The following is a 24,123-nucleotide window of genomic DNA, read 5'->3' on the forward strand; positions in this document are numbered from 1 at the left end:
AGACCACTCACCGCCTCAACCAGGCGATGCGGTACGGGAATTCAGCCCGCCAGAGCGAACGAGGCGGCATCACGGCCCGCGAAGGACACCGGCGTGAAGCCGGAGCCTTCCGCCACCGCCTCGGGGGCCGTCTCCGGGGCCGTCGGAGCGCCCTTCCAGATGCAGTAGACCGCGGCGGCGGCCAGGATCGCGGTCGCGCCCGCGACCCCGCCCTTCACCGTGATCTTCAGGCCTCGCTTGGCGGCCTCCTTCAGGCCGATCTCGGCGACCTTGCGCCAGTTCTTGGCCCTGATGTGCTTGTCGAGCTCCTTGGAGACGCCGCCCAGGCCGCCCAGGCCGATTGCGTCCAGCAGGCAGCTGCCGTACGAACGCTGCACGCCCTCAGGGGTGTCCGTGCCCGTGAAGTACGGCTTGAGGGCGTCGGCGAGCTCGACGCCGAACTTCGCCTTGGTGGCCTCGTAGTCGAAGTTGCCGTTCGCGTCGAGGTGTTCCCCCTTGTCGATCGCCTCAAGGTAGGCGGCCGCCTGGTCGATCTGCTCCTGCGTGACCTGCTCGGCCCGGTCGGCCGCACGGGTCGGGCCCCCGTCGGCCGCGTAGGCCGTGGAGACACCGGTCGCGCCGATGGCGAAGGCGGTGACACCGGAGATGACGACGGTGCTCAGTCGCGTACGCATGTTCATCTGTGCTTGTTTCCTTGCGTGTTCGTGCACAAGGAGGGTGAAGGCGTGGTGATGCCCGGCCGAGCGAAACCACACGCTTCGCTCGGTCCCCCCCCCCTGGGGCACTGCGGTTTCCGGCGTCTGGTCAGAACGGCCGGAAGTGGATGGCCTGGACATGTATGTAGTGGTCGACGTATGCCGGATCGCTCCGGCGTACGCTCGGTTCCCCCACCGCGACAGTCCCCCGAGTGTCTTGGTCGAGACCCCGGGACGGCGCGGCGAACGTATCTCCGCCGAGCCGGCGCACTCAATCCCGCGCTGCCTTGTTCGGCGCCGTAAATTACCTATGTCTGTTTTGTGTGGCCACCTGGCGGGGGTCCGCCGCCCGAGGGGCCGACCCTGTCCGCTCAGTGCAGGTCAGGCTGTCGATGCGGCCCCCGGCAGGGCAGCTCCGCATGCACCACGAAGCCGCCGTCCGGGGTGGGGCCGACAGTCACGGTGCCGCCCAGGAGGGCGGCCCGCTCCCGCGCGCCGAGCAGCCCGTGGCCGGCCGAGGGCACGGGCGCGGGAAAGGAGCCGACCGAGGGCCCGTTGACCACCTCGATCTCCAGCGGGCCGCAGTCCGACGCGGCCGACACAGTGACGCTGATGGCGCTGCCCGGCGCATGCTTGGCCGCGTTGGTCAGGGCCTCCTGGACGATCCGGTAGGCGGCATGCTCCGTGGCGGGCGGCGGCGCGGGCATGCGCGGCGGCAACCGGCGCTCGATCTGCACCGCGAGCCCGCTGGCCGCGATGAGGGCGGGCAGATCGGCCAGGCCCGACAGCCCGCCGCCCTCCGCGCCGCGCAGGACGCCCAGCATGGTGTGCAGCTCGTCGAGGGTCTTGCTGCCCAGCTCGCCGATACGCTCGCCGCTGCTCCGGGCTTGCGGGTCCGCAGACGTGAGAGCGAGCGCCCCGGCCTCCATGGCGATCAGACTCACCTGGTGGGACACCACATCGTGCATCTCATGGGCCATCCGGGCACGCTCGGTCGCGACGGCCTTCTCCGCCACGAGTCTGCGCTCCTGCTCCCGGCTCTCGCTCAGTTCCGCCAGCCGGCCGGCCAACTGCCGCCGGGTGTGGGCGAGCCGCCCCAGAGCCGTCGGCCCGGCGCTGAACAGGGCGGGGCCCAGGAGGGCGGCGGCCCAGTGGTGCACCGACAGGGTGCGCGCCGCCACCAGTGCTGCGGGGGTCGCGGCAGTCAGGAACATCACGACGGCACAGCCGTAGACGAGCGGCGGGCGCGAGAGCGCGGCGGCCGCGGTGCCGAGGGCGGTCATCGGCGCCAGCCACAGATAGCCGCTGACGGCCGCGGGCAGCGTGGCGAGGAGGGCCACCACGGGCCACCGTCCGCGCAGCACCAGAGCGCAGACCGCGAGCACGTAGGTGGCGGCCGTCACCGGCCCGACCTGGTCGACCACGGTGATCATCTCTGCGGCGGCCGCCCCGACGACCGCGGCCTCCACGGCCCACACAGGCGGGCGGATGCTCATGGCTGCTCGGTGCCGCCGGCGGTCCCGGGAGCGGTCGCCGCACGGCCGTCCACGAGGGGCTGGGCCAGGACCGCCGCCTGGATGCGGTTGGCCGCGCCGAGCTTGGCGAGGACGGAGCTGACGTGGTCCTTCACCGTGGACCGACTCAGAAAGAGGCGGCTCGCGATCTCCGCGTTGGTCAACCCGGTGGCCAGCAGCACGAGCACGTCCCGCTCCCGGTCGGTGAGCTGCCCGCCGCGGAGCCGGGCGGCAGCGGCCCCGGGCGGCGCCCCGCCGCCGCGTGCCACCCCGAGCCTCCCGGTGACCGGGGCCATGGCCGGGCGTACGACCGAGTGCGTCACCCGAGAGGACAGGGCGCTTCCTCCTGCGGCGAGCAGCCGCACCCCCGGGATCAGTTCCCGGGCCGCGGCGTCCTTGAGGAAGAAGCCGACAGCACCCGCGGTCAGCGCTCGCGCGACGTTCTCGTCGGTGCCGAAACCGGTCAGCATGGCCACGGCCGGCGGAGCCGCAAGGCCGCGTAGGGCAGCGAGGACGCTGAGGCCATCGAGGCCGGGCATGTGAATGTCGACCAGCGCCACATCGGGCCGGTGCAGTTCGGCCTGCGCCACCGCGTCCGGTCCGTCACACACCGCTGACACCCTGATGTCGTCGGCGCTCTCCAGGATGCGCTGCAGTCCGTGGCGCAGGAGCACGTCGTCGTCGACGACCATGACATTCACCATGGGCACAGCCGCTCTGCCCCTCCCGGTCTGAACCAACGGTGCTCACCGCTCCCTTACGCCGACATCGCCTCAGCTCGGCGCGGGGCAGCTCTTGCCCGCACGCACCGCCGTCCGGCTCGACCGCGAGTCTTCCACGCCTTACACATAAAGCGCTAAATCGGATGTAAGGGAAAAGCTCCTCATGGCCGCGATCAGCTGGTGTCGGACGGGCGTTAGCGGTGCGAACCCGCCGTGTAGTGCCCCGGCACCATCCGCGTCGACACCGCGAAGCGGTTCCACGCGTTGATGGTGTTGATCGCGGCGATCAGGTGCGCAAGCTCCACCTCGTCGAAGTGCTTCGCGGCCTTCCCGTACACCTCGTCCGGTACGAAACCGTCCGTGAGCACCGTGATCGCCTCGGTCAGCTCGATCGCCGCGATCTCCTTCGCCGTGTAGAAGTGCTGCGACTCCTCCCATGCGGAGAGCTGGATGATCCGCTCCACGCTCTCGCCCGCGGCGAGCGCGTCCTTGGTGTGCATGTCCAGGCAGAACGCGCAGTGGTTGAGCTGCGAGGCGCGGATCTTGACCAGCTCGGCGACCACCGGGTCGAGGTGCTTCCGGGTGGCCTTCTCCAGCTGGAGCATCGCCTTGAAGACCTCGGGCGCGTGCTCGGACCAGTTCATCCGGGGGGTGTGCTCGGGGACGGTGGTGGCGGTGGCGGGGGTGTTCTCGTTCGTCGTCATGGTTCTACGGTACGGAGCCGAAGGACCAGCGGTATGGTCCATTCCCGTGACGGATTCCTGGGCCAATTTCAAGGCCGACTTCGGCGCAGACCTGCATCTGGACCTCTCGGGAGCGGGCCCGCGCACCGGGCTGCGCGACGCGTTGCGCGACGCCCTGCGCGAGGCCGCCCGCACCGGTCGGCTGGCCCCCGGCACCCGGCTGCCCTCCTCCCGTACCCTCGCCGCCGACCTCGGCATCGCCCGCAACACCGTCGCCGACGCCTACGCGGAACTCGTCGCCGAGGGATGGCTCACCGCCCGCCAGGGCTCCGGCACCCGCGTCGCCGCCCGTGCCACCACCGCCCCAAAAGCGGCGCAGCCCGCCGGGCCGCGCCGGCCACCGGCCCGCCCCACCCTCAGCCTCTTCCCCGGCGCCCCCGAACTGGCCTCCTTCCCGCGCGCCGAATGGCTCAAGGCGTACCGCAAGGCGCTGACCGCAGCCCCGTACGAGGCACTCGGGTACGGCGACCCGCGCGGCAGGCCCGAGCTGCGCACCGTCCTCGCCGAATACCTCGCCCGCGCCCGGGGCGTGCACGCCGACCCGGAGCGCATCGTGATCCGGTCCGGCTACGTCAACGCGCTGACCTTCCTCGCCCAGGCCCTCCGGCGCCGTACGCCCGCCGCCAGGGCGGTCGCCGTGGAGTCGTACGGGCTGCCCTTCCACTGGGACTGCTTCCGCGCTGCCGGGCTGCGTACCCCCGCCATCGGGCTCGACGAACTCGGCTCCAGGACCGAGGAGTTGAATGGTCTGAGCGGGGTCGGCGCGGTGCTGCTGACCGCCGCGCACCAGTTCCCGACCGGGGTCGCCCTGCACCCCGAACGGCGGGCGGCGGCCGTCGACTGGGCGCGGCGCACCGGTGCGCTGATCCTGGAGGACGACTACGACGGCGAGTTCCGCTACGACCGCCAGCCGGTCGGCGCACTCCAGGGCCTGGACCCCGGCCGGGTCGTCTACCTCGGCACCACCAGCAAGAGCCTCGCGCCGGGGCTCCGGCTGTCCTGGGCGGTGCTGCCCGAGGAGCTCGCCGGGCTGCTCTCGCCGCACGACAACACCTCCAGCTCGCTCGAACAGCTGGCCCTCGCCGAGTTCATCGCCTCCGGTGCGTACGACCGGCACGTACGCGCCATGCGGCTGCGCTACCGGCGCCGCCGCGACGATCTGGTGGCCGCCCTCGCCGAGCGCGCCCCGCACATCAAGGTCTCCGGGATCGCCGCCGGGCTGCACGTCGTCCTCGAACTCCCGCCGGGCACCGAGCAGTCGGTGATCCGCGCCGCCCACTGGCAGGGCCTGGCGCTGGAGGGCCTGTCGGCGTACCGGCACCCGGACGCGCCGGGGGAGGGCGGGGAAGGGGTGATGGTCGGCTACGCCCGGCCGACGGACAGCGCCTGGGCGCCGACCCTGGAAGCGCTGCTCAGGTCCCTGCCCTGAGCAGCGCCCCAGTGCCGGTTCACCAGCGCGCCTCCTCGGCCAGCAGTTTTCCGCTCCGGCTCGCGGCCAGCAGCCGTCGTACGGCGGCCGAGGCGGCGGCCAGGACCAGCCGCCGTCCGCCCCGCCGCCAGGCCAGCAGCGCGTTGAGGAAACCGGAGTCGCAGAAGGTCACCCGGGAGGCGTCGACGATCAGCCGGGTGTGCCCGAACGAGGCGGCCGAGGCGAGCAGCGCGCTCAGCGGGGCGGCCGAGAAGTGGTCGATCTCGCCCTGTACGGCGACCCGGAGGGTGGCGCCCTCGGTGCGGCACGAGGCGATCACTTGCGTGGAGCGGGGAGGTGCGGCACAGCGGCCCATCGGGCCTCGGCCGGTGCGGATCGAGATCGGCAGTATGTGGGAGGGGCTTGCAGTGGTGTTCACGCCGTCTGCAACGAGCCCCCGCCGTCCCGGGTACTGGCGGCGGCCAGGGATCACCCGGCCGCGCGCACCACGAGGAAACAGAAGCCCCGGCCGGACGGGGGAGACCGGCCGGGGCGGTATGAGGGGGCGGGGTGAAAATCCCGCACATAGGTGAAGGATAAACCATCGACCGGGCACTCTCTCCCAGCGGCCCCCGTCGGGCAAATCCACCCACTTCGCACTTCCGTCCCGTTACCCCTCTCACCGGAGTTCCTCTGGGCCGGACGGCCCTCTAGTGTGTCGACGGTCCAGAGTGAGCAGAAGAGCAATGCGGGGGAGTGGCCGGGCATGGCACGGCGCAAACTGAGGTCCAGCACAGTGGTGCTCGGCGGCATGGGAATGCTGGCCCTGAGCCTGTCCGCCTGCGGTTCCGAACCGGACCAGCGCTGCGTGGACCCCGTCACCCAGGAAGAGCTGCCCAGCTACGAGTGCGAGGACGACGACGACGGCGGCGGCAGCAGCGGAAGCAGCGCCAGCCACTCCGGCGTCTACTACTACGGCGGCACCGTCAGCAACCGCCGCGTCTCCGGCGGCAGCTTCGACAAGCAGGCCGTCGACAGGGGCGGCTTCGGCTGCTCGGGCTCCGGCGGCGGCTGACCGTGAAGCGCCACACCATTGACCCCCGCCCCGACTGGCAGCGGATCGTCGAGGAACAAGGGGTCATCTACCCCCTGACCCGCTACCCCGACGACACCCTGCGCCCGTACTGGGACGAGAGCGCGTACTACTCCTTCACCCTGCCCGAGGTCGAGGCGCTCGAAGAGGTCGTCGAGGAACTGCACACCATGTGCCTGGCCGCGGCCGAGCACATCGTCACCCACGACCGCTTCGCCGACCTCGGCATCACCGACCCCAAACTGGCGGGACTGATCGCCGAGTCCTGGCGGCGGCGCGCCGAACTCCCCTCCCTGTACGGGCGGTTCGACCTGCGCTACGACGGCACCGGCCCCGCCAAGATGCTGGAGTACAACGCCGACACCCCCACCTCCCTGGTGGAGGCGGCCAGCCCGCAGTGGTTCTGGATGGAGGAGCTGTTCCCCGGCGCCGACCAGTGGAACTCGCTCCACGAACGCCTCGTCGACGCCTGGAAGAAGCAGGCCAGGCTCCTTCCGCCGGGCCCGCTGCACTTCGCCCACTCCGAGGGCGACGAGCTCGGCGAGGACCTGATGACCGTCGCCTACCTGCGCGAGACCGCCGAACAGGCCGGCATCCGCACCGAGGCCATCTCCGTCGAGCAGATCGGCTGGGACCGGCTCTCGCGCCGCTTCGTCGACGAGAAGCTCCGCTTCATCCGCAGCTGCTTCAAGCTCTACCCGTGGGAGTGGCTGGCCACCGACCGGTTCGGCCCGCACGTGCTGTCCACCCTCGACAACGGCGGCGGCACCGGCACCACCTGCTGGATCGAGCCCGCCTGGAAGATGCTGCTGTCCAACAAGGCGCTGCTCGCCATCCTCTGGGAGCTCTACCCCGGCCACCCCAACCTGCTCGCCTCCTACCTCGACGGACCGCGCGAGCTGGCCGCCGAGGGCGGCCCCGGCTACGTCGCCAAGCCGCTGCTCGGCCGCGAGGGCGCCGGAGTCACCGTCCACGAGGCGGGCGCCCCGGCCCCGGCTCCGGCCGAAGAGCCCGTCTGTTACCAGGAGTTGGCCCCGCTGCCCGACTTCGACGGCAACCGCACGGTGCTCGGTGCCTGGGTGGTCGAGGACGAAGCGGCGGGGCTCGGCATCCGGGAATCGTCCGGCCTGGTCACGGACGAGTACGCCCGCTTCCTGCCGCACGTCATCCTGTAGCGGGTCAGCTGCGGGTCAGCTGCGGGTCAGCTGCGGGTCCGCAGCGGGTTACCCGCCCAGCACGGCGCGCAGCTGGTCGAGCCCCCAGTCCAGGTCCTCCTTGCTGATCACCAGCGGCGGGGCGATCCGGATCGTCGAACCGTGGGTGTCCTTGACCAGTACGCCCCGCTCCATCAGCCGCTCCGAGATCTCCCGGCCGGTGCCGATCGCCGGGTCGATGTCGACCCCGGCCCACAGCCCGCGCCCGCGCACCGCCCGTACCGCGCCGTCGCCGACCAGGAGGTTCAGCTCGTGGTGCAGGTGCTCGCCGAGCTCGGTGGCCCGCTGCTGGAACTCGCCGCCGCGCAGCATCGCGATCACTTCGAGCGCGACCGCACAGGCCAGCGGGTTCCCGCCGAACGTCGACCCGTGCTCGCCCGGCCTGAACACCCCCAGCACATCCGCCGAGGCGACCACCGCCGACACCGGCACCACACCGCCGCCGAGCGCCTTGCCGAGCACGTACACATCGGGGACGACCCCCTCGTGCTCACAGGCGAAGGTCTTCCCGGTGCGGCCGAGCCCGGACTGGATCTCGTCGGCGACGAACAGGACGTTCCGCGCGCGGGTCAGCTCCCGTACGCCCGCGAGGTAGCCGGGCGGCGGGACCAGCACGCCCGCCTCGCCCTGGATCGGCTCCAGCAGCACGGCGACGGTCTCGTCGGTCATCGCCGCCTCCAGAGCGGCCAGGTCGCCGTACGGCACGATGTCGAAGCCCGGGGTGTACGGGCCGTAGTCGGCGCGGGCCTCCGGGTCGGTGGAGAAGCTGACGATCGTCGTCGTACGCCCGTGGAAGTTGTCGGACGCCACGATGATGCGGGCCCGGCCGTCCGGGACGCCCTTCACCCGGTAACCCCACTTGCGGGCGGTCTTCACGGCCGTCTCGACGGCCTCCGCCCCGGTGTTCATCGGCAGCACCATGTCCTTGCCGCAGAGCTCGGCGAGCTCCGCGCAGAAGGCGGCGAACCGGTCGTGGTGGAAGGCGCGTGAGGTGAGCGTCACTCTGTCCAGCTGGGCCTTGGCCGCGTCGATCAGGCGGCGGTTGCCGTGGCCGAAGTTGAGGGCCGAGTAACCGGCCAGCATGTCGAGGTAGCGGCGGCCCTCGACGTCGGTCATCCAGGCGCCCTCGGCCTCGGCGACGACGACGGGCAGGGGGTGGTAGTTGTGCGCGCTGTGCGCCTCGGCGGAGGCGAGGGCGGCGGCAGCGGTGGTGACAGCCGTGGTGGCGGCAGCGGTGGTGGCGGTGGTGGCGGTGGTGGCGTCCGAAGTCGACACGGGAGCTCCGATCGTCGTTGAAACCGTCCGGCGAGGGGCGCGGACGGCGCCCCTTTGTATCGTCGGTCACAGACCCGGCCCGGAAACCTTCCCGCGCCGCCTGCCGTGCCGCTTCCCCCGCCGCTTGCCCCGCCGGTTTCCGCGCCGCACCGCTCCGACCGCACGCACCCGGGGGGCCACCGCCGGGGCGGACCCCGGCGGATCGGGGGGCCGGTACCTGAGAGAATGGCCCCATGGCCTCTCGACCCCGTGTGCTTTCCGGTATCCAGCCCACCGCAGGCTCGTTCCACCTCGGCAACTACCTCGGCGCGGTGCGCCAGTGGGTGGCGCTCCAGGAGACGCACGACGCCTTCTACATGGTCGTGGACCTGCACGCCATCACCATCCCCCAGGACCCGGTCGCGCTGCGTGCCAACACCCGCCTCGCCGCCGCCCAGCTGCTGGCCGCCGGGCTCGACCCGGACCGCTGCACCCTCTTCGTGCAGAGCCACGTCCCCGAGCACGCGCAGCTCGCCTGGGTGATGAACTGCCTCACCGGATTCGGCGAGGCCGCCCGGATGACCCAGTTCAAGGACAAGTCCGCGAAGCAGGGCTCCGACCGCACCAGCGTCGGCCTCTTCACGTACCCCGTCCTCCAGGTCGCCGACATCCTGCTCTACCAGGCCAACCAGGTCCCGGTCGGCGAGGACCAGCGCCAGCACATCGAGCTGACCCGCGACCTCGCGGAGCGCTTCAACACCCGCCTCGGCGAGACCTTCACCGTCCCGGAGCCGTACATCCTCAAGGAAACGGCGAAGATCTACGACCTCCAGGACCCGTCGATCAAGATGAGCAAGTCGGCGTCCACGCCGAAGGGCCTCATCAACCTGCTCGACGAGCCGAAGGCCACCGCCAAGAAGGTCAAGAGCGCGGTCACCGACACCGACACCGTCATCCGGTTCGACCCGGTGGGCAAGCCCGGCGTCTCCAACCTGCTCACCATCGCCTCGACCCTCACCGGCAAGACCATTGCCGAGCTGGAGGCCGACTACGAGGGCAAGATGTACGGCGCCCTCAAGACCGACCTCGCGGAGATCATGGTCGACTTCGTGACGCCGTTCCGGACCCGCGCCCAGGAATACCTGGACGACCCGGAGACGCTGGACTCGATCCTCGCCAAGGGCGCCGAGAAGGCCCGCGCGGTCGCCGCCGAAACCCTCGCGCAGGCCTACGACAAGATCGGCTTCCTGCCCGCGAAGCACTGACGCGGCACTCCCGCGAAGCACCGACGCGGCACTGAGGCGCGGAGGGCGGCGCAGCTCACACGAGCCCCGGACCTTGGACTCTGGCACCAAGGCCCCTGTGCCCGCCACACTGCACTGCGACAGCATCATTCACCGACCCGTACCGACGACGGAGGAGAACGACGTGGGGACCGTAACGCTCGGCGTTTCGATCGCGGTCCCGGAGCCGTACGGCAGCCTGCTCCAGGAGCGGCGCGCGGCCTTCGGGGACCCTGCCGCACACGGCATCCCCACCCATGTCACCCTCCTGCCGCCGACCGAGATCGACGCGGAAGCGCTGCCCGCCGTGGAGGCCCACCTGGCGGCGCTCGCCGACTCGGTGCGGCCCTTCCCGATGCGGCTCTCCGGCACCGGCACCTTCCGCCCGCTCTCGCCGGTCGTCTTCGTGAAGGTCGTCGAGGGCGCGGCGGCCTGCGCCTGGCTCCAGAAGCGGGTCCGCGACACGTCGGGGCCGCTGGTGCGCGAGCTCCAGTTCCCGTACCACCCGCACGTCACGGTCGCGCACGGCATCAGCGAGGAGGGCATGGACCGGGCGTACGAGGAGCTGTCCTCGTACGCCGCCGAGTGGTCCTGCGTCTCCTTCGCCCTGTACGAGCAGGGCGCCGACGGAGTCTGGCGCAAGCTCTGCGACTACGTCTTCGGCGGCGGCACGCAGGGCGGCGTACCGCCCCAGGGCCTGCCGCAGGGCACCCCGGCCCTGAGCTGAGGCGCCGGCCGTACGGACAGCGGGACTGCCCCGCCCTACACCGGGATCCGCCGGAACAGCGGCCTCGGTACGTGCCGCAGCGCCGACATCACCGCCCGCAGCGCCCCCGGCACCCACACCACCTCCGCCCGCCTGCGCAGCCCCGCCTCGATCGCCAGGGCCACCGCCTCCGGGGTCGTGGCCAGCGGCGTCTCCTCCATCCCCTGCGTCATCCGGGTCCGTACGAAACCGGGCCTGACCACCATCACGTGCACGCCCGTGCCGTGCAGCGCGTCGCCCAGGCCCTGGGTGAAGGCGTCCAGGCCCGCCTTGCTGGAGCCGTAGATGAAGTCCGAGCGCCGGGCCCGCTCGCCCGCCACCGAGGACAGCACCACCAGTGAGCCGTGGCCCTGGCCCTGGAGGGCGTTCGCGCAGACCAGGCCCGCCGAGACGGCGCCCGTGTAGTTGGTCTGGGCGACCCGTACGGCAGCCATCGGATCGGCCTCGTCACGGGACTGGTCGCCGAGCACCCCGAAGGCGAACAGCACCATGTCGATGTCGCCCTCGGTGAAGACCTTGCCGAGCACCTCCTCGTGCGAGGCACTGTCCAGCGCGTCGAAGGCGACGGTACGGACGTCCGCGCCGAGCCCCGCGAGCTGGGCGGCCGCCGCGTCCAGGGCGGGCGAAGGGCGGCCCGCCAGCCACACCGTCCGGGTGCGGCGGGCGATCAGCCGGCGGGCGGTGGCCAGCGCGATCTCGGACGTACCGCCGAGGACGAGCAGGGACTGCGGGGCGCCGAAAGCATCCTTCACGAGGGTCTCCTTCGAGTGGTGGGTCGTTGCTCTTTACGGGCGGGCACTCACAGGCCGAGCCGGCGCGACAGGTCCGAGGTGAAGACCCCGCGCGGGTCCAGCTCCGCCCGCAGCGCCCTGAACCGCTCCAGCCGCGGGTACATCGGTGCCAGCACCTCCGGCCGCACCCGCGCGTCCTTCGCCAGGTAGAGGCGCCCGTCGGCGGCGGCGACCTCCGCGTCCAGCCCGTCGAGGAAGGAACCGAGGCGCGGCATGCCCGCCGGGATGTCCAGGGAGAGCGTCCAGCCGGGCACCGGGAAGGACAGCCACCCCGGATCCCGGTCGCCGAACCGCCCCAGCACCGCGAGGAACGACGGACAGCCGCGCCCCGAGATCCGCCCCACGATCCGGCGCAGCGCCTCCTCCTGCCCGTACGGCACGACGAACTGGTACTGGACGAAGCCGCCGCGCCCGTAGAGCCGGTTCCAGTGCGGGACGCCGTCCAGCGGATGGAAGAAGGCGGAGATCCTCTGGAGTTCGCCGACCCGGGAGCGCGGCGCCCGCCGGTACCGGAGCTCGTTGAGGACCGCGACCGACCGCCTGCCGAGCAGCCCTTCGGGTACGAAGGCGGGCGCGGCAGGCAACTGCCTGGGCCGGAACACCAGGGGGTGGCGGCGGGCCCTCGGCGGAAGGACGTCCAGCGGGGCGTGATCGCCCCGGGTGAGCACCCCGCGGCCCATCGAGGCTCCCTTGGCGAGGAGGTCGATCCAGGCGACCGAGTAGCGGTACAGGTGGTCGGTCTCGGTCAGCCGGGTCATCAGGTCGTCGAGATCGGCGGCCCGTTCGGTGTCCACCGACATCAACGAGGTCTCCACGGGCAGGAGCCGGACGCTCGCGGAGAGGATCACCCCGGTCAGCCCCATGCCGCCGGCCGTCGCGTCGAAGAGGTCGGTGCCGGGCAGCACGGTCCGTACCTCCCCGTCGGCGCACAGCAGTTCCAGCGACGTGACGTGCCGGGTGAAGCCGCCGGAGACGTGGTGGTTCCTGCCGTGGATGTCCGAGCCGATCGCACCGCCCACCGTCACGTACCGGGTGCCGGGGGTCACCGGCACGAACCAGCCCAGCGGCAGCAGCACTTGCATCAGCCGGTGCAGGCTCACCCCCGCGTCGCACACCACCACCCCGGCCTGCGAGTCGACCGAGCGGATGCGGTCCAGACCGGTCATGTCGAGGACCGAACCCCCCGCGTTCTGCGCGGCATCGCCGTACGCCCGGCCGAGCCCCCGGGCGATCCCGCCGCGCGCCCCGCAGCCGCGCACCGCCTCGGCCGCCTCCCGGTAACTGCGGGGACGGACCACGAATGCGGTCGTCGGGGCGGTGCGGCCCCAGCCGGTGACGGAGCGGAACGGATCGTCGGCGAGTGCGATGTCGTCAGCCATGAGCGCGACGGTATCGCCCCAAAAGCATTCCAATTGAGAGATATGGAACGTTTCGGCGGAACGGGTGGCTGATCGGGTGTCACGCTGGAACGGGGTACCCGCAGGCTGGTTTCCCGTACGCACCCGGAGGCAGGTACACGGATCATGGACTGGCTGAAGAACCTCCCGATCATCGGGCCGCTCGTCACGCGCCTGATGGGCACGCACGCCTGGCGCACGTACGAGACCCTCGACCGTGCGAAATGGAGCAGACTCGCCGCGGCGATCACCTTCATCAGCTTCCTGGCGCTCTTTCCGCTGATCACGGTGGCCGCCGCGGTCGCCGCCGCCCTCCTCGGCAAGCAGCAGGTCAGCGACCTCAAGGAGAAGATCGCCGAGCAGGTCCCCGGCATCTCCGAACAGCTCGACATCGACGCGCTGATCGCCAACGCGGGCACCGTGGGACTGGTCGCGGGCGCGCTGCTGCTGTTCACCGGCATCGGCTGGGTCGGCTCGATAAGGGAATGCCTGCGCGCGGTATGGGGACTTGACGGCGTCGACGAGGGCAACCCCGTCCTGCGCAAGGCCAAGGACGCCCTCGTCCTGCTCGGCCTCGGTGGCGCCGGACTCGCCTCGATGATCGCCTCCGCCGTCGGCTCCACGGCGGTCGGCCAGGTCGCCCGCGCCCTCGACATCCCGGAGTCCGGCGCGGGCGGCGTACTGCTGCGGATCGCCGCCCTGCTGGTCGCGGTCGGCGCGGACTTCCTGCTCCTGCTGTACGTCCTGACGCTGCTGCCCGGAGTCCAGCCCGAGCGGCACCGGCTGATCACCGCGGCCCTGATCGGCGCGGTCGGCTTCGAACTGCTGAAGATGCTGCTCGGCGGCTATATGAGCGGCGTCGCCTCCAAGAGCATGTACGGGGCCTTCGGCGTCCCGGTGGCACTGCTCCTGTGGATCAACTTCACGGCCAAACTGACGCTGTGCTGCGCCGCCTGGACAGCGGCGCTGCACAGTTCACCGTCCGAACAGGTCAGCGACGGGGAAGCCGACGGGCCAGTGCCGGCAGGGGCCACCGCCGATTGACCAGGAACACCGCACCGGCCAGCAGCACCAGCACCCCGCCCGCCACCGCGAGCGCGATCCCGGCCCCGCTGGAACCCTCGTCCGCCGAGGCCAGCTTCACCGGGGCGGGCGAGGCGCTCTTCTTGGCGGCGGGCGGGGCGTTCTTGCCGGAGCTGGTGTCCACCGAGCGCGGCGCGACCAGCTCACCGACCGGCTTGACCTTGCCCGACGCGGCGAAGCCCCAGTCCAGGAGCAGGGCCGTCTCCTTGTAGACGGCCTGGGACTCGCCGGACTCCGGGTTCATCACCGTCACCAGCAGCACCCGCTCGCCGCGCTGGGCGACACCCGTGAAGGTGGCCCCGGCGTGGGTGGTGTTGCCGTTCTTGACGCCCGCGATGCCGGGGTACGGGGTGACCCCGTTCTCGCCCGTCATCAGCCGGTTGGTGCTCTGGATCTCGAAGTAGTCCCGCTTGCCGCCGGGCAGCATCTCGCCGGGGAACTTGGCGCGCGCGGTGGCCGCGTACTCCCGGAAGTCCTTCTTCTGCATGCCGGAGCGGGCGATCAGCGTGAGGTCGTACGCGCTGGAGACCTGGCCGGGGGCGTCGTACCCGTCGGGCGACAGGACCTGGGTGTCCACGGCCTGCAACTCCCGCGCGTGTGCGTTCATGTCGGCGACCGTCTTGGCCTTGCCGCCGTTCATCGCCGTCAACGCGTGCACGGCGTCATTGCCCGACTTGAGGAACACCCCGAGCCACAGGTCGTGGACCTTGTACGGCAGGTTCTCCTTGACGCCCACCTCGCTGCTGCCCTCGCCCATGCCCTGAAGGTCCTTCTGCTTGACCGTGTAGACCTGGTCCTTGGGCAGCCGGGGCAGCACCGTGTCCGCGAACAGCATCTTCAGCGTGGACGCCGGTGCCAGCCGCCAGTGCGCGTTGTGCGCCGCCAGCACCTCCCCGCTCTCCGCGTCCGCCACGATCCACGACCGCCCGGACAGGCCCTTGGGCAGTACGGGGACCCCGGGGGCCTGATTCACCTGCGTCCCCGCCTTCCCCAGCCGCTCACCGCCGACCGCCGACATGGCGGCGGGGGGCTTGGGCTTGTCGTCGGCGCGGGCAGCCGGAACGACGAGGATCGCGGGCAGCAACAGGGCGGCGGAGGCGACCGCGAGGGCGGTCCTTTTCACGGCAGACACGGACGTGAACGTACAGGGCCCCGCTGTGCTTCCGGCCACCGCGTGGCAGACCCGCCGGGACAGCCGCCGGGACAGCCCAAGGGCAGCGCCGCCCCCACCGGCCCCGGCGCCGCAGCCACCTCCACCACCCCGCGCGGCCCGGTCCCCGGACGACGGCGATACTGAGCCCATGAAGCTCAACCGCACTTTGTCCTGGTTCCTGCTCGCCTTCGGCGTCTGGAGCTGGTTCATCTGGATCACCTTCGTCAGGAACTTGATCAAGGACGGCAGCGGGCTCGCCTTCGACGACGCCGGTGACCCGACCGCCTATTTCTGGGTCCACCTGCTGCTCGCCGTGACGTCCTTTCTCCTGGGGACGGGCATCGGCGTGATCGGGTTCCGTTCGGTACGGGCACTGCGACGCGAACGCGCATGAGGCTGCGCGGGGCCGGGATCCTGGCCGCCGTCGGGGCGGGCATGGCGCTGACCGGCTGTTCGTCGTACTCCGAACTGGACTACGTGAACGACTACGTGGAGCACCGGCCGCTGCGGGCCGTCGGATACCCGAGCACCGGAAGTCTGGAAATGGTCCAACGGGTGGTCTGGCGGCTGGCCGACGGTGACGTCGACGCCCTGGCCGCACTGTCCGCCGAGGACCTTCCCGTGGAGGGCGAGGCCCGTGACCGGGACATGGCGGAGAAGACCGCCCGCAACTGGATCCGCACCTTCGGCGAGGCGGCCAAGGGCGAGGTGGCCGCGGACTTCTACGGGGAGGGTTCCGTACGGCAGTCCGTGGTTCTCTACTTCAGGGCGACGGGCCAGGTGAAGGAGATCCACGTCCGCGTCGGCTCCGCCCAGAGCTGGGGCGTCAACCTGACCGAGCCCGACCCCGAGGAAGCGGCGGCCGCCCCGGCGGACGCGCCCCGCGAACCGGGCGGCTCCGGGTCGGGCGAGGGGGAGAGCGAGGCCGGCTGAGTGGGTGCGCGAGGGGCGCGTGAGTGGCCCAAGTGGCGTTCCGGGGGCCCTCGGTAGGGTTGTCGGAGGGCCCGTCCGGTTAGGGCGGGGGAGTGGAAGTGGATCGCCGTGACAGTGGTCGTCGTACTGGTCCTGCTCTGTGTGGTGGCGCTGCTGGGGGCCGTCCACTGGTACGTGTGGAAGCGGCTGGTGCGGGACACCACCGGGCCCGGCCGGCGGGGGCGGCGGCTGCGGCGGGCCGGGGCGGTGGCGGTGGCCGTGCTTCCGCTGCTGTCCGTGGGGGCGTTCGTGTCCGGGCGGCTCGGGGTGCCCTTCTGGCTCCAGCAGGTGCTGGCCTGGCCGGGGTACCTGTGGCTGGCCCTGCTGCTGTACGTGACGCTGGCGCTGCTCGTCGGGGAGGCCGTGCGGCCCCTGCTGTGGCGGTGGCTGCGGAGACGTGAAGTGCCCGTTCCTGAGCCGGAGTCGGCCGTCCGCGCCGTGCGCGCCGTGCCGGTCGTGGAGGGGGCGGGCGTCGGGGCGGGGGCCGGTGGGGTCGCCGAGGCCACCGTGGTGGAGGAAACAGCAGCGGAGCCCCGGGGCGCATCCGCCCCCGGTCCCTCGCGGCGGGTGTTCATCTCGCGGTCCGTCGGGCTCGCCGCCGCCGTCGCCGGAGCCGGGACCGTCGGGTACGGGGCGTACGGCGTGCTGCGCGGGCCGCAGGTCAAGCGCGTCACCGTGCCGCTCGCCAAGCTGCCCCGCGCGGCCCACGGCTTCCGTATCGCCGTCGTCAGCGACATCCACCTCGGTCCGATCCTCGGCCGCGCCCACACCCAGCGCATCGTCGACGCCATCAACTCCGCCCAGCCCGACCTGGTCGCGATCGTCGGCGACATGGTGGACGGGACCGTGGCCGACCTCGGCCGGGCCGCCGAGCCGCTCACCCAGCTCCGCGCCAGGCACGGGAGTTTCTTCGTCACCGGCAACCACGAGTACTACGCGGGAGCGGGCCCCTGGCTCGACCACGTGAGGGAGTTGGGGCTGCGGCCCCTGGAGAACGCCCGGGTGGAGATACCCGGCTTCGACCTCGCCGGGGTCAACGACGTCGGCGGCGAAGCCTTCGGCCACGGCCCCGACTTCGGCGCCGCGCTCGGCGACCGCGACCGCTCCCGGGCCTCCGTACTGCTCGCCCACCAGCCGGTGCAGATCCACCAGGCCGTACGGCACGGCGTCGACCTGCAGCTCTCCGGTCACACGCACGGCGGACAGCTCTGGCCGGGCAACCTGATCGCGGAGCTGGCCAACCCGACGGTGGCCGGTCTGGAGAGGTACGGCGACACCCAGCTCTACGTCTCGCGCGGGGCCGGCGCCTGGGGTCCGCCGGTGCGCGTCGGGGCGCCCTCCGACATCACCCTCGTACAGCTCGCCTCGCGGAACGCCTGATTCCGGCATACCGGGACACTGCCACTCCTACCACTCGGGCCACTTCTGGAAATTGGCCCTTCCTCAGCCACAATTCGTGTGATTAGGTAAATGAATCGTGGGGTGGGCGTGTAGAACTTCCGCCATGCCCCTGGGTGGGGTAGTGCGAGGAGAACAACTCACATGCGGTCGACGGGATCCATCCGCCTGCGCATCATCGTCACGGCGGCGGTCGTGGCGGCCGCGGCGGTCGGCGGATGGCAGCTGCTGCCCTCGGCGGACGACGAGGTCGCGGCCATCAAGGTCGGCACGACGGACAAGGTGTCGTCGCTCGACCCGGCCTGGGCGTACGACGCGGGCTCCTGGGCCCTCTACAGCAACCTCTACCAGTCGCTGATGACGCTCAAGACCGGCTCGTCGGAGCCGACCCCGGACGCGGCCAAGAGCTGCTCCTTCGTCGGCCAGAAGCTCATGACGTACCAGTGCGAGCTGAAGGACGGGCTGACCTTCTCCAACGGCAACCCGATGACCGCCGACGACGTCAAGTACAGCTTCGACCGGATCCTGCGGAACAAGCCGGAGCAGGGCCCCCGTTCCCTCTTCACCTCGCTGAAGTCGGTCACCGTCGACGGCAAGAAGATCACCTTCAACCTGCACTCCGGCGACGCCACCTTCCCCTTCAAGGTCGCCTCCGGCGCGGGCGCCATCGTCGACCGCAGCAAGTACCCGGCGCAGGGCGAGCGCAAGGACGCCGGGGCCGACGGCTCCGGACCGTACCTGATGACCTCGTACGAGAAGGACAAGGTCGCGCACCTCGCCCCCAACCCCCGCTACAAGGGGGCCGTGCCGAAGACCGGAACGCCGGTCGACGTGCAGTACTACGAGGAGTCCGAGGACCTCCAGAAGGCCTGGGAGGCCAAGGACGTCGACGTCACGCACCGCCAGCTGCCGCCGAAGATGCTCGCCGGCCTCAACGTGGGCGACCCGAACGTGCGGATCAGCCAGGTCGAGGCGTCCGAGATCCGCAACATGATCTTCAACGTCCGCCAGGGGTCGCCGTTCGCCCGGGCGGAGGTCCGCCGGGCCGCGTCCTACCTGATCAACCGGCCGGTGCTGGCCCGCGAGGTCTACCACAACACCGTCGACCCGCTCTACGACGCCATCCCCAAGGGCATCACCGGCCACAGCACTCCCTTCTTCGACGCCAACTCCAAGCCCGACGCGGCCAAGGCCAAGGCCGAACTGGACAAGGCCGGCGTGCAGACCCCGGTCAGGTTCAACCTCGCGTACGCCAAGGGCGGTGCCACCCAGCCGGAGGCCGAGGAGCTCAAGAAGCAGCTGGAGGCGGACGGGCTGTTCTCCGTCGAGCTCATCCGCGAGGACGAGTGGGAGGACTTCCAGGCGGGCTACAAGGCGGGCAAGTTCGACGCGTACAACGTCGGCTGGGTCGCCGACTTCCCGGACCCGGACAACTACAGCCAGCCGCTCGTCGGCAAGGACAACTCCAACGTCAACGGCTACTCCAACCCGCAGGTCGAGAAGCTGATCGTCCGCACCCAGGGCGCCTCCCGGCGCACCGACGCGGTCGAGGACTTCCAGGCGATGCAGCGGATCGTCGCCCGGGACGTCCCGCTGGTCCCCCTCTGGCAGAGCAAGGACTACGTCCTGAGCAGCGGCCAGATCGGCGGCGTCCAGTACCTCTCGGACGGCACCGGAGTCTGGCGCCTGTGGGAGCTCACCCGCCTCTAGGGTCGCTACGGGAATCCGTGCGCGGCCTCGGCGAGGGCCCCGCGGAAGAGTCCAAGTGCCGGGCGCAGACGGTCCCTTGACCGGTCCGGGGCGTGCTGGTTCCTTCGGGGGAGTGCCCCGCCGTCCCGGAGGAAACATGCGTCTCTCCCGTCGTACGCTGCTGACCGCCGCCCCCGCCGCCGCCGGCGTTGCCGCCCTGGGCGCCGGACCGGCCGCCGCCGCGCCCCCGGCGGGTGCCGCCGCCCGGGCGCTGGCCAGGCTGCTGCCCCGCCACCACCACCAGGTCACCTTCCGCACCGTCCCGCACAAGGACGGTGCGGACGTCTTCCGGGTGAGCGGGCGGGCCGGGCAGATCCTCGTCGAGGGCAGCACCCCGGCCGTCCAGCTCACCGGGTTCCACACCTATCTGCGCACGGTGGCGCACGCGCACCTCTCCTGGAACGGGGAGCAGACCGGCCGACTCCCCGACCGGCTCCCCGCCGTCCCCGCACCCCTCACCAGAGCGGCCAACGTCGCCCACCGGTTCGCCCTCAACGACACCAACGACGGCTACACCGGCCCGTACCACGACTGGGACTACTGGGAGCGCGAGCTCGACCTCCTCGCCCTGCACGGGTACAACGAGGTTCTCGTCTACCTCGGCGCGGACTCCGTCTACCAGCAGACCTTCCGTCAACACGGCTACACCGAGGCCGAACTGGCGGAGTGGATCCCGGGCGCCGCCCACCAGCCCTGGTGGCTGCTGCAGAACATGTCCGGCTTCGGCGGACCCGTCTCCCGCCCTCTCCTCGCCGCCCGCGCCCGCCTCGCCCGCCGGATCGCCGACCGGCTGCGCGAGCTCGGCATGACGCCGGTGTTCCCCGGCTACTTCGGCACCGTCCCGCCCGGCTTCGCCGACCGCCACCCCGGCGCCCACCTCGTCCCGCAGGGCGACTGGGTGGGATTCGAGCGGCCGGACTGGCTCGACCCGCGCGGACCCGAGTTCCGAGCGGTCGCGGCCACCTTCTACCGGGTGCAGGAGGAACTGCTCGGCACCAGCACCATGTACAAGATCGACCTGCTGCACGAGGGCGGAAAGCCCGGCGACGTCCCGGTCGGCGAGGCAGCCAAAGCGGTCGAGACGGCCCTGCGCACCGCCCGCCCCGGCGCGATCTGGAACATCCTCGGCTGGCAGACCAACCCCCGCCGCGAGATCGTCGACGCCGTCGACAAGAGCCGCATGCTCATCGTCGACGGCCTCTCCGACCGCTTCCCGAACGTCACCGACCGCGAGGCGTCCTGGGCGGGCACCCCGTACGCCTTCGGCTCCATCTGGAACTTCGGCGGTCATACGACGATGGGCGCCAACACCCCCGACTGGGCCCGCCTCTACGAGCAGTGGCGCACCAAACCCGGCAGCACACTGGCCGGAATCGCCCTGATGCCCGAGGCCGCCGACAACAACCCGGCCGCCTTCGCCCTCTTCTCCGACCTCCCCTGGACCGAGGGCCCGCTCTCCCTGGAGAAGTGGTTCCGCCAGTGGTCGGTGCAGCGGTACGGGGCCAGGGACGCGCACGCCGCGAACGCCTGGGACATCCTGCGCCGCACCGCCTACGGCACCACCCGCGCGGACTCCTGGGCCGAAGGCCAGGACGGCCTCTTCGGCGCCCGCCCCTCACTCACCACGAAGTCGGCCGCCTCCTGGTCGCCGCAGCAACTGCGGTACGACGCCGCCGAGTTCGAGAAGGCACTCACCGAACTCCTCGCCGTGCCGGGTCGCTTGACCCGTTCGTCGGCGTACCGCTACGACCTCATGGACGTGAGCCGCCAGACGGTCTCCAACCGCTCCCGGCTCCTGCTCCCGCGCATCAAGGAGGCGTACGACGCCAAGGACCGCACCCGCTTCGGCGCGCTCACCGGGGAGTGGTTCGGGTGGATGCGGCTGCTGGAGAGGGTGGTGTCCACCGACGCCCGCCACCTCACCGGGCGCTGGATCGCCGACGCCCGCTCCTGGGGATCCGGCCAGAGCGAGAAGGACCGGCTCGCGCACGACGCCCTCTCGCTGCTCACCGTCTGGGGCCACCGCTCCGGCGCCGACGGCGGCGGACTGCGCGACTACGCCAACCGCGAGTGGGCGGGCCTGATCGGCGGGCTCTACACCCTGCGCTGGCAGACGTACTTCACGGAACTGGACGCGGCCCTCGCCGAGAACCGCGCCCCGAAGGCGATCGACTGGTACGCCCTGGAGGACCGCTGGGTGCGGACGCATCCGCCGTACCGGGCGACCCCCACCGGCGACATCGTGGCCCTCGCCAGGGAGGTCAGGCAGGCGCTGTGACGGAACGGCGCGAGGGCCCGCCCCCGTACGAGAAGACGTACGGGAACGGGCCCTCGGGCCGTGCGGGCGACGCGGATCAGAAGCGGCGCGTGATCAGCGCGCGCTTGACTTCCTGGATCGCCTTGGTGACCTCGATGCCACGCGGGCAGGCGTCCGTGCAGTTGAACGTGGTGCGGCAGCGCCACACACCGTCCTTGTCGTTGAGGATTTCGAGACGCTGCTCGCCACCCTCGTCACGGCTGTCGAAGATGAAGCGGTGCGCGTTGACGATCGCCGCCGGGCCGAAGTACTGGCCGTCGTTCCAGAACACCGGGCACGAGGACGTGCACGCGGCGCACAGGATGCACTTGGTGGTGTCGTCGAAACGCTCGCGGTCCTCGGCGGACTGCAGGCGCTCGCGGGTCGGCTCGTTGCCCTTGGTGATCAGGAAGGGCATCACGTCGCGGTAGGCCTGGAAGAACGGGTCCATGTCCACGACCAGGTCCTTGAGGACCGTCAGGCCCTTGATGGCCTCGACCGTGATCGGCTTCTGCGGGTTGATGTCCTTGATCAGCGTCTTGCAGGCGAGCCTGTTCTTGCCGTTGATCCGCATGGCGTCCGAACCGCAGATGCCGTGCGCGCAGGAGCGGCGGAACGTCAGCGTGCCGTCCTGGTCCCACTTGATCTTGTGGAGCGCGTCGAGAACACGCTCCTTCGGGTCCATCTCGACCTCGAAGTCCTGCCACTGGGCATCCTCGGAGATCTCCGGGTTGAAGCGGCGGATCCGGAAGGTGACCGTGATGTACGGAGAGTCGGCGAAGCCCGCCTCGGGCTTGCCGGCGGCCTCCGCCTTGTCCATCGTCGGGGTAGCCATCAGTACTTACGCTCCATCGGCTGGTAGCGGGTCTGGACGACCGGCTTGTAGTCGAGCCGGATCGACTCGGTGCCGTCGTCCGCGACCTCGCGGTACGCCATGGTGTGGCGCATGAAGTTGACGTCGTCGCGGGTCGGGAAGTCCTCGCGGTAGTGACCGCCGCGGGACTCCTTGCGTGCCAGCGCGGACACGGCCATGACCTCGGCCAGGTCGAGCAGGTTGCCCAGCTCGATGGCTTCGAGGAGGTCCGTGTTGAAGCGCTTGCCCTTGTCCTGGATGGACACGTTCTTGTAGCGCGCGCGCAGCTCGGCGATCTTCTCGACGGCCGACTTGATCGTCTGCTCGGTGCGGAACACCATCACGTTGGCGTCCATCGTCTCCTGGAGCTCCAGGCGGAGCGCGGCCACGCGCTCGGTGCCGGTGGAGTTGCGGAGGCGCTCGACCTGCTCCTCGACCAGCGAAGCCGGGTTCTCGGGCAGCTCGACGAAGTCGCTCTTGTGGCTGTACTCGGCAGCCGCGATGCCCGCACGACGCCCGAAGACGTTGATGTCGAGCAGCGAGTTGGTGCCGAGGCGGTTGGCGCCGTGCACGGAGACGCAGGCGACCTCACCGGCGGCGTACAGGCCCGGGACGACGGTGGTGTTGTCGCTCAGGACCTCACCCTCGACGTTGGTCGGGATGCCGCCCATGGCGTAGTGCGCGGTCGGCTGGATCGGGATCGGGTCCGTGTAGGGCTCGATGCCCAGGTACGTACGCGCGAACTCGGTGATGTCCGGCAGCTTGGCGTCGAGCTGCTCCGGCGGGAGGTGCGTGAGGTCGAGGTAGACGTGGTCGCCCTCGGGACCGCAGCCGCGGCCCTCACGGATCTCCGTGTAGATGGAGCGGGACACGACGTCACGGGACGCGAGGTCCTTCATGACCGGCGCGTACTTCTCCATGAAGCGCTCGCCGTCCTTGTTGCGGAGGATGCCGCCCTCACCACGGGCGCCCTCCGTCAGCAGGATGCCCATGCGCCAGATGCCCGTCGGGTGGAACTGGAAGAACTCCATGTCCTCCAGCGGCAGCCCGCGGCGGTAGCACGCGGCCTGGCCGTCACCGGTCAGGGTGTGCGCGTTGGAGGTCACCTTGAAGAACTTGCCGGTGCCGCCCGAGGCGTAGATGACCGACTTGGCCTGGAAGACGTGGATCTCACCGGTGGCCAGCTCGTAGGCGATGACGCCCGCGGACTTCTTGACGCCGTCGACCTCGACGATGAGCTGATCGAGGACGTAGAACTCGTTGAAGAACTCCACACCCTCCTTGATGCAGTTCTGGTAGAGGGTCTGGAGGATCATGTGGCCGGTGCGGTCGCCGGAGTAGCAGGCCCGGCGGACCGGGGCCTCGCCGTGGTTGCGGGAGTGACCGCCGAAACGGCGCTGGTCGATCTCACCCGCGGGCGTACGGCCGAACGGCAGGCCCATCTTCTCCAGGTCGAGGACCGCGTCGATGGCCTCCTTCGCCAGGATCTCGGCGGCGTCCTGGTCGACCAGGTAGTCGCCGCCCTTGATCGTGTCGAAGGTGTGCCACTCCCAGTTGTCCTCCTCCACGTTCGCCAGCGCGGCGGCCATGCCGCCCTGCGCGGCGCCCGTGTGGGACCTGGTGGGGTACAGCTTCGTCAGCACGGCGGTGCGGCTGCGCTTGGTCGACTCGATGGCCGCGCGCATGCCCGCGCCACCGGCGCCGACGATGACGGTGTCGTACTTGTGAATCTTCATGAG

Annotated in this window: 22 protein-coding genes; 11 read left to right on the top strand and 11 right to left on the bottom strand. The window is 71.1% G+C overall.

The annotated features are described in order from the left end of the window. Nucleotides 1-41 precede the first annotated feature (41 nt). The 4 genes from ACZ5PB_RS23210 to ACZ5PB_RS23225 all read right to left on the bottom strand — a co-directional run bounded on the left by ACZ5PB_RS23210 (nt 42) and on the right by ACZ5PB_RS23225 (nt 3,635). Nucleotides 42-680 carry a hypothetical protein gene (locus ACZ5PB_RS23210; RefSeq protein ID WP_468693636.1) on the bottom strand — a complete coding sequence of 213 codons (639 nt, stop codon included), beginning with the start codon at nt 678-680 and terminating at the stop codon, nt 42-44. Between the two features lie 386 nt (nt 681-1,066). After that, nucleotides 1,067-2,191, bottom strand: coding sequence for a sensor histidine kinase (locus ACZ5PB_RS23215; RefSeq protein ID WP_468693637.1), 1,125 nt, complete (start codon nt 2,189-2,191; stop codon nt 1,067-1,069). Beyond that, complete coding sequence (locus ACZ5PB_RS23220) at nt 2,188-2,913, bottom strand: response regulator (RefSeq protein WP_468693638.1); 726 nt, start codon at nt 2,911-2,913, stop codon at nt 2,188-2,190. Before ACZ5PB_RS23220 ends, ACZ5PB_RS23215 begins: the two co-directional genes overlap by 4 nt. 212 nt (nt 2,914-3,125) lie before the next feature. Then, nucleotides 3,126-3,635: a carboxymuconolactone decarboxylase family protein gene (locus tag ACZ5PB_RS23225; RefSeq protein ID WP_468693639.1), complete on the bottom strand. Its 510-nt coding sequence runs from the start codon at nt 3,633-3,635 to the stop codon at nt 3,126-3,128. 46 nt (nt 3,636-3,681) lie between these two features. On the opposite strand from ACZ5PB_RS23225, the gene pdxR reads away from it, so the two are divergent. After that, a complete protein-coding gene (pdxR, locus tag ACZ5PB_RS23230) occupies nt 3,682-5,103 on the top strand; it encodes a MocR-like pyridoxine biosynthesis transcription factor PdxR (RefSeq protein ID WP_468693640.1) in 1,422 nt (473 codons plus the stop codon). Nucleotides 5,104-5,122: 19 nt separating this feature from the next. Here pdxR and ACZ5PB_RS23235 read toward each other — a convergent pair whose 3' ends face one another. Beyond that, a complete protein-coding gene (locus ACZ5PB_RS23235; protein ID WP_468693641.1) occupies nt 5,123-5,521 on the bottom strand; it encodes an STAS domain-containing protein in 399 nt (132 codons plus the stop codon). Between the two features lie 327 nt (nt 5,522-5,848). Between ACZ5PB_RS23235 and ACZ5PB_RS23240 the strand changes: the two genes are divergently transcribed. Then, nucleotides 5,849-6,157, top strand: coding sequence for a hypothetical protein (locus ACZ5PB_RS23240; RefSeq protein ID WP_468693642.1), 309 nt, complete (start codon nt 5,849-5,851; stop codon nt 6,155-6,157). 2 nt (nt 6,158-6,159) lie between these two features. Beyond that, complete coding sequence (locus ACZ5PB_RS23245) at nt 6,160-7,350, top strand: glutathionylspermidine synthase family protein (protein WP_468693643.1); 1,191 nt, start codon at nt 6,160-6,162, stop codon at nt 7,348-7,350. 48 nt (nt 7,351-7,398) lie between these two features. Here the strand turns inward: ACZ5PB_RS23245 and rocD are convergent, their stop codons facing one another. Further along, a complete protein-coding gene (rocD, locus tag ACZ5PB_RS23250; RefSeq protein ID WP_468693644.1) occupies nt 7,399-8,664 on the bottom strand; it encodes an ornithine--oxo-acid transaminase in 1,266 nt (421 codons plus the stop codon). 233 nt (nt 8,665-8,897) lie between these two features. Between rocD and trpS the strand changes: the two genes are divergently transcribed. Both trpS and ACZ5PB_RS23260 read left to right on the top strand, forming a co-directional pair. Then, nucleotides 8,898-9,908: a tryptophan--tRNA ligase gene (gene trpS / locus ACZ5PB_RS23255; protein WP_468693645.1), complete on the top strand. Its 1,011-nt coding sequence runs from the start codon at nt 8,898-8,900 to the stop codon at nt 9,906-9,908. Nucleotides 9,909-10,071: 163 nt separating this feature from the next. Continuing rightward, nucleotides 10,072-10,653: a 2'-5' RNA ligase family protein gene (locus tag ACZ5PB_RS23260; protein ID WP_468693646.1), complete on the top strand. Its 582-nt coding sequence runs from the start codon at nt 10,072-10,074 to the stop codon at nt 10,651-10,653. A 35-nt stretch (nt 10,654-10,688) separates the two neighbouring features. Here ACZ5PB_RS23260 and ACZ5PB_RS23265 read toward each other — a convergent pair whose 3' ends face one another. Together ACZ5PB_RS23265 and ACZ5PB_RS23270 are read right to left on the bottom strand one after the other, a co-directional pair. Beyond that, nucleotides 10,689-11,444: a decaprenylphospho-beta-D-erythro-pentofuranosid-2-ulose 2-reductase gene (locus ACZ5PB_RS23265; protein WP_468693647.1), complete on the bottom strand. Its 756-nt coding sequence runs from the start codon at nt 11,442-11,444 to the stop codon at nt 10,689-10,691. A gap of 47 nt (nt 11,445-11,491) precedes the next feature. After that, complete coding sequence (locus ACZ5PB_RS23270; RefSeq protein WP_468693648.1) at nt 11,492-12,862, bottom strand: FAD-binding oxidoreductase; 1,371 nt, start codon at nt 12,860-12,862, stop codon at nt 11,492-11,494. A gap of 144 nt (nt 12,863-13,006) precedes the next feature. Here ACZ5PB_RS23270 and ACZ5PB_RS23275 point away from each other — a divergent pair, with 144 nt between their 5' ends. After that, nucleotides 13,007-13,924, top strand: coding sequence for a YihY/virulence factor BrkB family protein (locus ACZ5PB_RS23275; protein ID WP_468693649.1), 918 nt, complete (start codon nt 13,007-13,009; stop codon nt 13,922-13,924). On the opposite strand, the gene ACZ5PB_RS23280 is transcribed toward ACZ5PB_RS23275, so the two are convergent. Next, entirely contained in the window at nt 13,872-15,095 is a 1,224-nt protein-coding gene (locus ACZ5PB_RS23280) for a D-alanyl-D-alanine carboxypeptidase family protein (RefSeq protein WP_468693650.1), read from the bottom strand. The two genes, ACZ5PB_RS23275 and ACZ5PB_RS23280, sit on opposite strands and share 53 nt — an antisense overlap. Before the next feature lie 169 nt (nt 15,096-15,264). Between ACZ5PB_RS23280 and ACZ5PB_RS23285 the strand changes: the two genes are divergently transcribed. The 5 genes from ACZ5PB_RS23285 to ACZ5PB_RS23305 all read left to right on the top strand — a co-directional run bounded on the left by ACZ5PB_RS23285 (nt 15,265) and on the right by ACZ5PB_RS23305 (nt 21,513). Further along, nucleotides 15,265-15,510, top strand: a complete 246-nt coding sequence (locus ACZ5PB_RS23285) for an SCO4848 family membrane protein (protein WP_468693651.1) — start codon at nt 15,265-15,267, stop codon at nt 15,508-15,510. Beyond that, the gene (locus ACZ5PB_RS23290; protein ID WP_468693652.1) at nt 15,507-16,049 is read left to right on the top strand and encodes a hypothetical protein; all 543 of its coding nucleotides are present in this window, start codon (nt 15,507-15,509) and stop codon (nt 16,047-16,049) included. Before ACZ5PB_RS23285 ends, ACZ5PB_RS23290 begins: the two co-directional genes overlap by 4 nt. A 114-nt stretch (nt 16,050-16,163) precedes the next feature. Next, nucleotides 16,164-17,468: a metallophosphoesterase gene (locus ACZ5PB_RS23295; RefSeq protein ID WP_468693878.1), complete on the top strand. Its 1,305-nt coding sequence runs from the start codon at nt 16,164-16,166 to the stop codon at nt 17,466-17,468. 162 nt (nt 17,469-17,630) lie between these two features. Then, nucleotides 17,631-19,196 carry an ABC transporter substrate-binding protein gene (locus ACZ5PB_RS23300; RefSeq protein WP_468693653.1) on the top strand — a complete coding sequence of 522 codons (1,566 nt, stop codon included), beginning with the start codon at nt 17,631-17,633 and terminating at the stop codon, nt 19,194-19,196. Nucleotides 19,197-19,332: 136 nt separating this feature from the next. Further along, on the top strand, nt 19,333-21,513 hold the full coding sequence (locus tag ACZ5PB_RS23305) for an alpha-N-acetylglucosaminidase (RefSeq protein ID WP_468693654.1): 2,181 nt from the start codon (nt 19,333-19,335) through the stop codon (nt 21,511-21,513). A gap of 76 nt (nt 21,514-21,589) precedes the next feature. On the opposite strand, the gene ACZ5PB_RS23310 is transcribed toward ACZ5PB_RS23305, so the two are convergent. Further along, a complete protein-coding gene (locus tag ACZ5PB_RS23310; RefSeq protein ID WP_468693655.1) occupies nt 21,590-22,366 on the bottom strand; it encodes a succinate dehydrogenase iron-sulfur subunit in 777 nt (258 codons plus the stop codon). Then, on the bottom strand, nt 22,366-24,120 hold the full coding sequence (gene sdhA / locus ACZ5PB_RS23315; protein WP_468693656.1) for a succinate dehydrogenase flavoprotein subunit: 1,755 nt from the start codon (nt 24,118-24,120) through the stop codon (nt 22,366-22,368). The genes ACZ5PB_RS23310 and sdhA overlap by 1 nt, the downstream gene beginning before the upstream one ends. Nucleotides 24,121-24,123: the final 3 nt, after the last annotated feature.

It is taken from the genome of Streptomyces sp. NPDC032721 (assembly GCF_055579625.1).

Excerpts from the sequence above, each read along its gene's own strand:
- ACZ5PB_RS23210 (WP_468693636.1), bottom strand. The coding sequence starts at position 680 with ATGAACATGCGTACGCGACTGAGCACCGTCGTCATCTCCGGTGTCACC.
- ACZ5PB_RS23215 (WP_468693637.1), bottom strand. The coding sequence starts at position 2,191 with ATGAGCATCCGCCCGCCTGTGTGGGCCGTGGAGGCCGCGGTCGTCGGG.
- ACZ5PB_RS23220 (WP_468693638.1), bottom strand. The coding sequence starts at position 2,913 with ATGGTGAATGTCATGGTCGTCGACGACGACGTGCTCCTGCGCCACGGA.
- ACZ5PB_RS23225 (WP_468693639.1), bottom strand. The coding sequence starts at position 3,635 with ATGACGACGAACGAGAACACCCCCGCCACCGCCACCACCGTCCCCGAG.
- ACZ5PB_RS23240 (WP_468693642.1), top strand. The coding sequence starts at position 5,849 with ATGGCACGGCGCAAACTGAGGTCCAGCACAGTGGTGCTCGGCGGCATG.
- trpS (WP_468693645.1), top strand. The coding sequence starts at position 8,898 with ATGGCCTCTCGACCCCGTGTGCTTTCCGGTATCCAGCCCACCGCAGGC.
- ACZ5PB_RS23270 (WP_468693648.1), bottom strand. The coding sequence starts at position 12,862 with ATGGCTGACGACATCGCACTCGCCGACGATCCGTTCCGCTCCGTCACC.
- ACZ5PB_RS23275 (WP_468693649.1), top strand. The coding sequence starts at position 13,007 with ATGGACTGGCTGAAGAACCTCCCGATCATCGGGCCGCTCGTCACGCGC.
- ACZ5PB_RS23285 (WP_468693651.1), top strand. The coding sequence starts at position 15,265 with ATGAAGCTCAACCGCACTTTGTCCTGGTTCCTGCTCGCCTTCGGCGTC.
- ACZ5PB_RS23290 (WP_468693652.1), top strand. The coding sequence starts at position 15,507 with ATGAGGCTGCGCGGGGCCGGGATCCTGGCCGCCGTCGGGGCGGGCATG.
- ACZ5PB_RS23300 (WP_468693653.1), top strand. The coding sequence starts at position 17,631 with ATGCGGTCGACGGGATCCATCCGCCTGCGCATCATCGTCACGGCGGCG.
- ACZ5PB_RS23305 (WP_468693654.1), top strand. The coding sequence starts at position 19,333 with ATGCGTCTCTCCCGTCGTACGCTGCTGACCGCCGCCCCCGCCGCCGCC.
- ACZ5PB_RS23310 (WP_468693655.1), bottom strand. The coding sequence starts at position 22,366 with ATGGCTACCCCGACGATGGACAAGGCGGAGGCCGCCGGCAAGCCCGAG.
- sdhA (WP_468693656.1), bottom strand. The coding sequence starts at position 24,120 with ATGAAGATTCACAAGTACGACACCGTCATCGTCGGCGCCGGTGGCGCG.